Origin of the sequence: Sphingopyxis sp. H050, assembly GCF_001468265.1 — a bacterium.
Classification (GTDB): domain Bacteria; phylum Pseudomonadota; class Alphaproteobacteria; order Sphingomonadales; family Sphingomonadaceae; genus Sphingopyxis.
Genome location: NZ_LNRZ01000008.1, coordinates 30,232 through 41,907, shown reverse-complemented (window position 1 = coordinate 41,907; position 11,676 = coordinate 30,232). Strand labels below are relative to the sequence as shown.

General features: G+C 61.5%; 7 protein-coding genes. 5 read left to right on the top strand and 2 right to left on the bottom strand.

Features of this window, described 5'->3' with window-relative positions; all coding sequences use genetic code 11:
* Nucleotides 1-34 precede the first annotated feature (34 nt).
* Genes ATE67_RS15790 through ATE67_RS15775 form a run of 4 tightly spaced genes read left to right on the top strand, consistent with a single transcriptional unit; the run spans nt 35 to nt 5,938 of the window.
* Nucleotides 35-1,432: a TolC family outer membrane protein gene (locus ATE67_RS15790; RefSeq protein ID WP_156417078.1), complete on the top strand. Its 1,398-nt coding sequence runs from the start codon at nt 35-37 to the stop codon at nt 1,430-1,432.
* Complete coding sequence (locus ATE67_RS15785; protein ID WP_058817629.1) at nt 1,429-3,609, top strand: type I secretion system permease/ATPase; 2,181 nt, start codon at nt 1,429-1,431, stop codon at nt 3,607-3,609. Before ATE67_RS15790 ends, ATE67_RS15785 begins: the two co-directional genes overlap by 4 nt.
* On the top strand, nt 3,606-4,667 hold the full coding sequence (locus ATE67_RS15780) for a cell wall hydrolase (protein WP_058817628.1): 1,062 nt from the start codon (nt 3,606-3,608) through the stop codon (nt 4,665-4,667). The genes ATE67_RS15785 and ATE67_RS15780 overlap by 4 nt, the downstream gene beginning before the upstream one ends.
* On the top strand, nt 4,664-5,938 hold the full coding sequence (locus tag ATE67_RS15775; RefSeq protein WP_058817627.1) for an HlyD family type I secretion periplasmic adaptor subunit: 1,275 nt from the start codon (nt 4,664-4,666) through the stop codon (nt 5,936-5,938). Before ATE67_RS15780 ends, ATE67_RS15775 begins: the two co-directional genes overlap by 4 nt.
* A gap of 221 nt (nt 5,939-6,159) precedes the next feature.
* Here the strand turns inward: ATE67_RS15775 and ATE67_RS15770 are convergent, their stop codons facing one another.
* Entirely contained in the window at nt 6,160-6,873 is a 714-nt protein-coding gene (locus tag ATE67_RS15770) for a LuxR C-terminal-related transcriptional regulator (protein ID WP_197411971.1), read from the bottom strand.
* Nucleotides 6,874-7,394: 521 nt separating this feature from the next.
* Nucleotides 7,395-8,753, bottom strand: a complete 1,359-nt coding sequence (locus tag ATE67_RS15765) for a transglutaminase-like cysteine peptidase (RefSeq protein ID WP_156417061.1) — start codon at nt 8,751-8,753, stop codon at nt 7,395-7,397.
* 236 nt (nt 8,754-8,989) lie between these two features.
* On the opposite strand from ATE67_RS15765, the gene ATE67_RS15760 reads away from it, so the two are divergent.
* Nucleotides 8,990-11,620 carry an AMP-binding protein gene (locus ATE67_RS15760; RefSeq protein WP_156417060.1) on the top strand — a complete coding sequence of 877 codons (2,631 nt, stop codon included), beginning with the start codon at nt 8,990-8,992 and terminating at the stop codon, nt 11,618-11,620.
* Nucleotides 11,621-11,676 lie beyond the last annotated feature (56 nt).

The following is an 11,676-nucleotide window of genomic DNA, read 5'->3' as shown; positions in this document are numbered from 1 at the left end:
ACGCGCCGGAGGAGATCAAATGGGGGGAAGAATGATGCCGAGAAAGCGTATTGCCATCCTGCTGCTGACAGCCGCCGTGATTGCATTGAACGCGCGGCCCGCGCAGGCGCAGCGTCTGGAACTCAAGTCGGCGGTCGAAACCGCCATGCAGACCAATCCCGAGATCAATCAGGCGGGCGAGAACCGTAGCGCGATCGAGTTCGAACGCGAGCAGGCGCAGCGCCTTTTCTATCCGCGCATCTCGGTCGAAGGCTCGGTTGGCGTACGCCGTCTCGAGAATGCCACCCGCCGCTCGCTCGACATCGCCAACAACGAACTTTTTCCCGCCGAGGCCGCGGTGCGGATGGATTTTACCCTGTTCGATGGCGGCGTAAAGAGGCAGGAAGTGAAGCGCCAGGCAGCGCGCACCGACGGCGCGGCCTTTCGCGTCGAAGAACGGTCCCAATTCATCGCGCTTCAGGTGACGCGCCAGTATCTCGACTATCTTCTCCAGCAGCGCATCGTGGCGGCTTCCGAGGACAATATCGGTTTCCACGACAAGCTCGTCACCGATCTGCGCGAGGGCGTCTCGAAGGGCTCTCTCAGCATCGCCGACCAGCAACAGGCCGAGGAACGCCAGCAGGCGGCGCGCTCACGGCTCACCGAGGCGAACCTCGACCTCCTCAACACCTCCGCATCCTTCCGTACTCTGACGGGTCTTGATCTGGTTGACGGCGGGATGCTTCCTCCCTCGCTCGCCAATGCCATCCCGGGGACGCTCGAAGAAGCACTTGATCGCGCCCGCGAGCGCAACCCGCGCGTGCGCGAGGCGCGGGCCGACCTCGACGCCGCCCATGCGGTCGTCTCGAAGGCGAAGGCGGAGCTCATGCCGACCGTGTCGCTGGAGGGCAGCGCTCGCATCGGCGACGACATCGACGGATTTCGTGGCGAAACCAACGATCTTGAGGCCGGCGTCGTGATGCGCTGGGACGTCTTCAACGGCGGCGCGAAGCGCTCGAAGGTGCAGGAGATGTACCGCCGCGAGCAGGAAGCCCGCTTTCGCGTCGACCAGATGATCCTCGAGGCCGAAGAAGATGTCCGCGTTGCCTGGAACACCTGGGATGCGCAGGGCAAGCTCGTCAAGGAACTCGAAGAGCAGAGCAAGGTCTCTGACGAGTTGCTCCGCTCGTACCAGGCGCAGTTCAACGTCGGGCGCCGCTCGCTCCTCGACGTGCTCGATGCGCAAAACACCCGCTACAACGTCCAGGTCCGCACCGAGACGGCCAAATTCGCGCAGTTCTATGCCGAGTTCAAACTGCTCGCCGCGCTGAACGACCTTCTCTACGCAATGGAAGTGGCGCCGCCCAAGGCCGCGACCGCCGACGCGCGCGAACGCTTCGAGGTCAAGCCGACCCCTGCCGTGAACCCGGAAGCGCTCAGGGACCCAGCATGAATTTTCCTGCCCACATTGGCGGTAGGCGTCGGGTTCCGCAGCCTGCGCCGAGCGTTGACCTACTGGGTGCGGCGCCTGCGCACGGCGATCAACTCCTCGGCGCCGTCGCCCGGATCGCCGAGATGTTCGAGCGGCCCTTTTCGGAACCGCGGATCAAGAAGGGGATCGCGCTCGACGAGAACGGCTTGCTCCCCCTCGATCAGCTTGACCACGCGCTCGAGGCCGTCGGTCTTCGCTGTCAACTGGTGCGCCGTTCGCTCGCGAACTGGAAGGCCGAAGACGTGCCGGCCATCCTTTTCCTTGCCGGCGACCGTCCCATCGTCGTGACAGCGATTGAGGATGATAAATGCGTCGTGCGTCTGCCGGCGGGCAGCAGCGACATCCGACTTGATCGGGCGCATCTTGAGGCGGCCTATTCGGGCAGCGGGGTTATTGTGCGCCACGATCCTGGAAGCGAAGCGGCGCGCGAGCGGCCTTGGGACGCCGCGCCGCGACGTCACTGGTTCTGGAGCGAGGTTCGCAAGGAACGGGACCAATATGCCTGGGTCATGCTCGCCTCGCTGCTAATCAACCTCGTCGCCTTCGCCATGCCGCTCTTCACGATGAATGTTTACGACCGCATCATCCCCAACAAGGCTGCGTCAAGCCTTTGGGTTCTGGCACTCGGCGCGATCTTTGCAATCGCGGTTGAATATTCGCTTCGCCTCGCTCGCACCGGCCTTATTGACGAGGTCGGCCGCAGCATCGATGCGCGCCTTTCCCAGCGTCTCCTCGACAAGGTGCTCAACCTTCCGCTCGCGACCCAGCGCGGCAGTACCGGCGCGCTCGCGCGCCGCGTCACCGAATATGAGCAGGTCCGCGACTTCTTTGCCTCGACGACGATCGTGCTCATCACCGATATCCTGTTCCTCTTCGTGTTCGTCGGCTTGATCGCCGTGATCGGCGGCTGGCTCGCCATCGTTCCCGTGATCGCGGCCGGCGTTATGCTGGTGCTGGGATGGCGTCTCCAACGCCGCATGAGCGAAGCGGTGACCGATGCGCAGGTCGATGCAAGCCTGCTCCAGACGACGCTCATCGAGTCGATCGGCAGCCTCGAGACGGTCAAGGCCTGCCGTGCCGAGGGCCGCATGCTCGGCAAGTGGCGCCGGCTGACGGCGTCCAATGCTTATACGCAGGAAGAAATGCGCCGACTGACGGCGACGGCTGTCAACCTTGCGACCCTGTGTCAGCAGGGTACGAGCGTCGCGTTGATCATGGGCGGCTTCTATCTGTTCAATGCGGGCCTCATTTCCATGGGCGCGATCATTGCGGTCGTAATGCTCGCAAGCCGCTCGCTGGCGCCTGTCGGGCAGCTGGCCTTTTTGATGACACGCGGGCGCCAGGCCTTTGTCACCCTGTACAGCCTCCAGCTGTTGATGGATCAGGAAGACGAACGCGAGATGGGCGCGCAGTCGATCGCGCCCGAAGTGCGCGAAGGTGCGCTGCAACTCGACGACGTTTCCTTCTCTTATCCGGGGACCGATCGGGAATCGCTCGGCGGGCTGAATCTGGTCATTGCGCCGGGCGAGCGGGTCGGCCTCATCGGCCGCGTCGCCTCGGGCAAATCCACGCTCGGACGCCTGCTTTGCGGTCTCTATGAGCCGGGCTCGGGAAGCTACCGCATCGACGGCCTCGAAAGCCGGCAGTTTGATCCGCACGATCTGCGCTCGACACTTCGCTTTGTAGGCCAGGATGCGGAGCTGTTCAGTGGCACCGTGCGCGAGAACCTCCTCGTCGGGCGCGCGGAAGCGAGCGACGCAGAGGTCATCGACGCGGTCAAGCGGTCGGGGGCCGATATCTTCCTCGGCCGCGACGCGACGGGGTTCGACTTTCACATCGGAGAGCGCGGCTCGCGCCTTTCGGGTGGCCAGCGAAGCTTCCTCGTCTTGGCGCGCGCGCTGATGGCGCCCGCTCGTCTCCTTTTTCTCGATGAGCCGACGGGGGCGATGGACAGCCAGACCGAGCAGATCTTTGTCGAGCGGCTCCGCACCGCCATCCCGCCGCAAACGACGCTCGTCGTTGCGACGCATCGCATGGCGGTGTTGGAACTGGTCGATCGTCTCATCGTCATGGACAATGGCCGGATCGTTGCTGACGGCCCGCGCGACGAGATACTTGCCCAGCGGACGCCGGCATGACGGGTGCCACCATCCGCCGTTACGGCCCGCCGCCCCAAACCGACGATCGCCGCACGATCCTGTGGCTCGTCGGCATCGCTATGCTTGTCTCGCTTCTGACTTCCGAAACAATCTGGGGTCAGGTGCTGAGCTTCCTCGGCGCCGAAGAGAATGATTATTCCGAGCAGCAGGGCTCCGCTGCCTTCGTCCCCGACGCCGAAATGAAGAAGCTCATCGAACTCACCGGCGACAATTCGGCGGTCCCGGCCTATGCGCCCGAAAAGGCGGTGGCGCTGAATGAGGCAATCCCATTTGCGCAGGCGCCGATCGTCTCGGCGCGGCCGTTCCATCCCGTCGGTGTGGGGGAGGTGGCGCGCATGACGGCGCTTAAATGCCTGACCCAGGCCGTCTATTATGAAGCGGGGTTCGAGCCGATGGCGGGACGCCGCGCCGTCGCGCAGGTCGTGCTCAACCGCGCCGCGCATCCCGCCTTCCCAAAGTCGGTCTGCGGCGTCGTGTATCAGGGCGTGAACCGCCCGGTCTGCCAGTTCAGCTTTACGTGCGACGGATCGCTCAAACGCGCGCCGAACCCGCGAGCTTGGAAAGAGGCCGAAGACGTCGCCGCGGCGGCGCTTGGTGGCTATGTCGAGCCGTCGGTCGGCTATTCGACCCACTATCACGCCAATTATGTGTCGCCCTACTGGGCGCCCAAGCTGGTGAAGATCACGCAAATCGGCGCGCATATTTTCTATCGCTGGCCGGGCCGCTGGGGCATGCCGGGGGCTTTCTCCGGCCATTACAGCGGAAGGGAAGCGATCCCTGCGATCCTGCCGCGCGGCGCCGTGGTGCAGCCGGGGGTGGGCGGCGAGGGCGGCCTCATCAAGGCCTCGCTGGGGCAAGGCGGCGCTGCCTCGCTGCAGGATCGGCGCGCCGAGAATGACACAGGCGGGCGTATCGATCCCGCGAAGGGGTGGGAGCTTGCCCTGCCGCCCATCGAGGAAACGAGCCGATCGGCGCGGATGATGGCGCAGCAGCAGTCCGGAGAATATGACACCAGCAGTGCAGGAAATGGCATATGATAAGAACGCGCCCTTATGCGGGGACACGCCGGGTCATCCTGACGGCAGGAGTCGGGATATTCGTTTTTACGAGCTGGGCGAGCTTTGCGAAGGTGGAGGAGGTCACGCGCGGGCAGGGACGGGTGATTCCGTCCAGCAAGGCGCAGATCGTCCAGTCCTCCGAACCGGCGACGATCCTCGATATCGTCGTTCGCGCCGGCCAGCCAGTTCGTAAGGGCCAACTCCTCGTTCGCCTCGACGATACCGAATCCTCGTCGGCGATCGGACAGATCGAGGCGGAGAACCGCTCGCTCGCCGCGCGCGCCGCGCGCCTCGGCCGGGAGGGAAGCGGGGTCGCCGGCGCAGACTGCGCGGCCAATGGCGGCAAGACGCTCGCCGAGTGCAATCAGGAAGCCGCGCTGCAATCGGCGCGCGCCGCGACGCAGAGGAGCCGCAAGCTTGCGCTGCAGTCCGCTGTCGAGCAGCGCCGGCGCGACTTCAGCGAAGCGAAGGCGACGATCGCCTCGCTCCGGTCGAGCCTTTCGCTCGCCGACAATCAGGTTGCGATGCTCGAGCCGCTCGCCGCAAAGTCGATTGTCCCACAGACCGAACTGCTGACCGCGAAGCGCGAGGCCACCGAAATCCGGGGCAAGCTCGCCGCCGCCGAGCAGAGCGCGTCCCGCGCGGCCGCCGCGATCAGCGAGGCCGAGGCGCAGCTTTCCGAGGCCGGCAATCAGTTCAGGCAGGAGGCGCTGGATGAGCGCAACCAGTTGATGGCGAAAATGGCGGTCAACTCGGAATCTCTGCGTGGCGCGGCTGGTCGCCGCGAGCGCAGCGAAATCCGCTCGCCTGCGACCGGTATCGTCAATGACGTCCAGGTCACGACCAAGGGCGGCTTCGTTCAGGCTGGGCAAAAGATCATGCAGGTGGTTCCGGTCGGCGACAAGCTGTTGGTCGAGGCACGCGTCGCGCCGCGCGACATCGCCTTCATCAAGGTCGGCGACCGCGCCAATGTGAAGGTCACCGCCTATGATTTTGCGATCTATGGTGGGCTTTCGGGCCGCGTGGCCCAGATCTCGGCCGACAGCATCTATGACGAGGCTAGCAAGGAAGCCTATTTCAACGTGGTCGTCGAGACCGACAAGGCCTTTCTAACCAGCGGACCGCGGCGTCTTCCGATCACGCCCGGAATGATCTGCGATGTCGAAGTGATCACTGGCAAGAAGAGCGTTCTAAGCTATCTCTTCAAACCGTTCCTCCGCGCCCGTTCCGAAGCGTTCACCGAGCGCTGAAGGGGAGGGGCGCGCGCCTCCGCGCTCCAATACCTGAACGGCGAGCCACAGGTCGGCGTGCCTCTTCGAATGGTGGGAATGCGGTCAGGTCAGTCGTTCGGCAGCTTTGCCCATAAGCGCTTTGGCAGGTGAAAGACGGCAGCTCCCGCACAGCGCAAGCGCTCAGCGCATCCTTCCGACCCTCGGCGAGGGAACGGGCATTGCACCCGATCCCTTTTGCGTCAAGCGGCGCGCACGGTCATCGGCGACAGCCGCGAAAGCGCGCGCGCCGGCCGCATCTCCCGCAAGTTGAGCTGCACCGGCTCACCTAAACCATTCTTGACTCCCCATGTCGCAGCCTGGGTGCGGTTCTCAACACCCAGCTTGCGCAGGATCGCCTTCACATGGACTTTGACCGTGGCTTCGCTGATGTTCAGCTGCCGGGCGATCACCTTGTTGGCCATGCCGGCCATGATGCTCTCGAGGATTTCTATCTCTCTGTCGGAGAGGCCGGCAACCGACGCGCTCCGCTTCCAGTCCCCGGCCGATGCCGCAGGGATCCAGTTCGTGAGGTTCGTCACGATCTGCGACGGAAACACCTTTTCGCCCATCGACACGAGGCGGATCGATTCCGCCAGCGGTGCGCACGATATTTCTTTGATGATGACGCCATCCGCGCCGAGCTGAAACGCCTCGACGACCTCTTCAAAACTATATTGGTCTAACAGCAGAGCGATCCGCGCCTGTCTGCGCCTGGCGGAAATCTCACGGCACGCGCTACGACCACTGCCGCTTGCGCCATCGATTACGATGACATGATCGGGCCTGTCGTTCCGAATTTGCCCCTGCGCATCCAAAAGGCCGGATACGTCCGAAACAGACGCTTCGACAACGAAGCTCTCACTCGAAAGTATCTGCCGTAGTCCCTCTCGTGCGATCTCGTTTTTAGCGAGCATCGAAATATATATAACTTGCGACATTAACGCCTCCCCTGAGTTCTCAGTCAAGGCAACCCTTCAAGACTTTGAGGTTCGATCGACGGCGACCTCTCGCCGATCCTCCTTTCTGGCTGTTAAGTGATGTTAAAATCCCACTCTCGAAAACCGATTACAGGAATAAAGGTTATACAAGCAGCTAAGGGAATCCACGCACAATTTTCCGATTACCCCTTAAGAGGTATAGCATGATTCCGCAGCGAAAACCGGCGGTGCCTCCCTTGAACGCGGCCTTTCTCATTAAATCTCTCTGATTCAAGATGTTGTTTGCCTTCTGGTCCGGCAAAAAGGAGAAGACCTGCCTATTCCTTTGGATTCGCTCACTCACCGTGAAATGACGAGAATGTGACAAACCGGTGGCGTGTTAAGGAAACTTGTTAAATCTTGCGTTGCTTTTGGTAGCGATCGGCGCTGAGATGGCCTTTCCGAGTCGCGGCCAAAACGCAACCAATCTGGCTGTTTCTTTACACCATATTTTTGGTCTATCGTTGGGTCCCGAAGGGTGGCCGCGAGATTTGCAATACCTTTCCGCTGATCGCTGCAGGGCCGTGGTCCGTGCCTATTCTTGCAAAACTGGTGCGATCCGCATCCACCTCGGCTCTTCGTTCGACTGGTGTCCCACGAGGACGGCTTAAACCTCCGTCGTTGGAGGCTTTGTCCGACGTCGCTCGCGAAATTGCTGCGATAGAGAGAGTGGGCCGCTCTTCAACGTAGCCGTGTATCCATCGGCGCCCCTCGCTGAAGGAGAGGATCGGCCTCGCGGTGCTCGGCGGCGAAGCATCGTATACCCGGTCGGTCATGTTATCTAGCGCGACCCATGCAGTCCCGGAGCGGACAAGAAGCAGGGCGTGATCAGCGTTCAACGCGAGATCGCGGAGCAGCATCAGCTTCATCCGCTCTCCTTGAACGCCGACAGAACGGAGGAGCTGCAGCTTCAGGATCGCAAAATCTTCGCAGTCGCCGCTTCCGCGCGCGAGCGTTTCTGAAGCGCTCGACCAGCTATCGTTCGTCCCGTCGATGCGGTCGTCGCTACGGTACGCGATGCGGTGATTGACGAACAGATTGATGCGAGCGAGCAACTCGGCTTCGCTTGCGTCGCTCCCGACTTGGGCCTTTTTTAGCACTGCCCGCATGAGGCGGCGTGATGCGGGTCGGCGCACCCTGTCCCAGCTGTCGTCAAAGCTCGTGCGCTCGATGGGGATGGCAGCCGTGCCGAATTCAAGGTCGTTGCCCCTGCCAATTTCCGGTTCGAACCCGCGGCAGCCGAGGCCACCCGCAAATCGATTATCGCCGGCGCGAGGTGCGGTTGCCGGTGCGGCATCGGCAGGACCTGGCTCCAGCCCTTCCTGGATATTGCGCGTCCGTTCGAGCGCCGAAAATGCCGCGGCGGCGGGTCTCGCCGCTATCGCCCTCTCCATGAGGGCGGGCCGCACGGCTTTGCGGCAATCATCCGCCAGAAAGGCAGCCGATTTCCGGTTTGCCACGATGCTTGGGTCGCCCGGTGCTGCATCAGCAGCAAGCGTCGCCGCCGGCGCTGCCAACGCGGCGGCGGCGAGCAACCGGATGAAACCAAGGCGAATTGGCCGTGTCACAAGGAGTGACAATGCCACCAAAAGATTAAGGCTTCCCTTGCCCGCGCCCGGCGACGCCGTATGCAATCGTTCGGTATTCTGCCACAGCCGGAGAGTGATCGGGACCGCTTTTTTGGTCTCGCCGTAGAGCACGCCGTTAGGCGACAATGGCGAGGTCGCCGTATGACGTCGGGCCACTAAGCAAAAGGCCATCCGTCTGAAGCCGGCAAACTTCGGTGCCTTGACGGGGTGCCCGTCGAGGCAATTCAACGGCCCCGGATTTGTTAACACCGGGTGTCAAAAATGATCCGACGCCGCCATCTTGCAGCGGTTGCATTTCCACGTGAATTTCATGGCGATATGATTTGGGTGAGGCCCGCCATCCGCGAGAAAATTTGGGTTGCGAGCATGGAAAGCCTGTGTAACTTAACAAAAACGTCGTCGACAACACAGATTTGCCGGCCATCCTGGAGGCGAACGGATTCTGTGAGTGAGGCATTTGTGGTTTGTTCGGCCGTGCCTATCGCAAGTGCCCGTTTCCCCAAACGCCCCGCGAAAAAATCATCGCAGCAAATCTACAGGTTAAAGGTATGATTCTCGCGGACTTCGACATACTCCGAGTTAACAAGACCAGCGGCGTTGCCTTTCTCGAAGTCGCATCGCGAGCGTGGATCGAAAAGAAGACGCTTCTCATTGCTGATACAGAACCTCTTGGCGCTTCCTCGAAAGCGTCGGCTAGGGTGGAATCTGGTGGAGGCTGGTGGCGCGGCGATTTCAACGAAGATGCTTCGGAGAATATCGCACAGATTAGCGTTACGTCGGGTACCACCGGTATGCCAAAGCTTGTCGCTATTTCTCGGCGGGCGATATCCGATACGGTCGGCAGACTGCAACATCACATGGAGATGGATGCTTCGATTCGCGAATATGTAGCGGTTCCGGTGACTTTTAGCTTTGGTCTTGCTCGCGCCCGAGCGGTCGCAGCATCGGGCGGACAAGTGTATCTTCCGAGCAACGGTTTCCGACCCGACGAAATAGCAAAAATGCTTGAGAGAAACGAAATTAATGCGCTCTCGGCTGTGCCCACGATGCTTCGGAGTGTTTTGGCCAATCCTCAACTGATCGGACGGGCAGGCCGGAAACTGCGGTGGCTAGAAATCGGAAGTCAGTATCTGGCTGCATCAGAAAAACGAAAGATTCGGGAGTTGTTTCCCGAGGCCGTCATCATGCAGCATTACGGGCTGACCGAGGCTTCGCGATCGACCTTTCTGCGAATCGACCTGGCGAACGATGACGAACTCGAGACCGTCGGCCGCCCAGTCGATGATGGTGGCGTTCGAATAGCTCCCGGAGGTGAGATCGAGGTGCGCGGACCGCATCTCGCGAGCGGTCTTATAGAGAATGGCGTCATCAGGCCTTTTGCAGACCCTTGCGGTTGGCTGCGCACGAACGATCTTGGGCAACTGCATGGCGACTGGCTGGAGTATAAGGGTCGCGTCGATGACGTGGCGAACGTGGGTGGCGTCAAGGTTTCGGCCGAAGTGGTCGAAAAGTCGATCAGGGAGCGCGTGCCGGCGGACGTCGAGTTCGCCGTTTGCGTCATCCCGGATAAACTTCGTGGAGAGAAGCTAGCGATAGCGTTTGCGGGACCGGGGCGTGGGGCTTTTCCTAGCGCCATCCGCGAGGTGGCAAGAGCCAACGGCCTGAAGCAGGTTGATATTGTCGAGCATGATGTTGACGCTTTGCCGCGTACCGACACCGGCAAAGTGATAAGATCCCGGCTCGCAGATATAATAGTGGGCCGCCAAATCGGCCAAGCCGCAGATCCCGCTTTCGTGACTTTCGATCGAATGTCGGCAAGGGAGGCCGAAATCGCCACTATTTGGGCTGAGGCGCTGGGTATCGAAGCGGTCGGTCGTCACGATAGTTTCTACGATTTGGGCGGAGACTCGCTATCGGCCATTGGTGTCATCATCAAGGCGGAGCAGCTTGGCCTGCCGCCCTATGCCATACAGGGTATGTTCAGCGGAGAAACCATCGCGGAGATCGCCGCTGCGATCGACCAAGAAGAGCCGCCAGCAACCGCTCGAGACCTTCGGTCGATCCGAGCGGACGCCCTCAATGCCCTTCGCGGCGTTTTTGCTCTTTTGATCATATTGTCTCACTGGGGACCATTTTTCGTCGAGCGCGCCGGAACGGCTGGAGCTCTGGCGTGGTCCTATTTGTCACCGGCGCTCCGGATTGGCACCCCCGGTTTTGCGATGATCTATGGGATGGGCCTTGGCCTGTTCTTCATGGCCCAACTCGGCCAAAACGACGCGCAGGTCAGGCGCCGAATGTGGGGGAATACACAAATCCTCCTTGCAGGCGTCGCTATGATTGGCGCCGCACAGGCTTGGCGCCTGCATATTACTGGGGAGGGGTTTGGCCCGGTCTGGCCGGAGCAGCTGTTTTATCAGGTATTGCTGTTCTATCTCATTATGGTGCCGACGTCGCTTTTTTGGCTTCGGCGGATCGTCATGGCTAACGACCCGTTGTTTGCAAGTCTCGTCCTGGCGATCGGCTCGTACGCGACGTATCTGTTGTGCTCAGCTGTTCTGCCCGAAAATTCATACACCGGTTGGTCAAGTTTGGGCTGGCACATGCTCGTTGCCCCTTACGCTTACCCCCGGCTTCTTGGGGCCACTGCGCTTGGACTTGCTGCGGCAATCTGGCTCCAGCGCGATACGCAGGCCCAAAGTATGATATCAAGGGCAGCGAAAGCGGGGTCAATTCTGGTCGGCCTTGGTTGGGTGATGGTAAGTTCGACGGACGGCGGCTGGCTGGATAACGCCGGCGAATTGGTTGCGATCCCAGCCTTCGCCGGAGCAACGTTGCTGCTCTACGCCGGTGCTTTGCGGATTTCGGCGTTAGGGCGACAAGCTCTCGCGATGCAGGTCGCGGTGGTGTGCGGTATGCTCGCCTTCCCGCTCTTCATCGGTCACGGTTTGGTGGCGCCGATAAAAGATAGTCTCAAGGCTTCGGGGCTCCCGACGGTCGTCGCAATGGCCCTGCCGATCACGGTCTTCCTCGCCGTGGTGCTTTGGTTCGGCCTGAAGCTTTACCGCGCGATGTTCTCAGCCAAGCACCCCATCTGAGCTTTTCGCATTGTGGGCCAACATTGTGATGGTTCGGGCGCAGGGATGACGCCAGG

What these genes read in the sequence shown, in the direction of transcription:
- ATE67_RS15790 (WP_156417078.1), top strand. Translation starts at nt 35, where the DNA reads ATGCCGAGAAAGCGTATTGCCATCCTGCTGCTGACAGCCGCCGTGATT.
- ATE67_RS15780 (WP_058817628.1), top strand. Translation starts at nt 3,606, where the DNA reads ATGACGGGTGCCACCATCCGCCGTTACGGCCCGCCGCCCCAAACCGAC.
- ATE67_RS15775 (WP_058817627.1), top strand. Translation starts at nt 4,664, where the DNA reads ATGATAAGAACGCGCCCTTATGCGGGGACACGCCGGGTCATCCTGACG.
- ATE67_RS15770 (WP_197411971.1), bottom strand. Translation starts at nt 6,873, where the DNA reads ATGCTCGCTAAAAACGAGATCGCACGAGAGGGACTACGGCAGATACTT.
- ATE67_RS15785 (WP_058817629.1), top strand. Translation starts at nt 1,429, where the DNA reads ATGAATTTTCCTGCCCACATTGGCGGTAGGCGTCGGGTTCCGCAGCCT.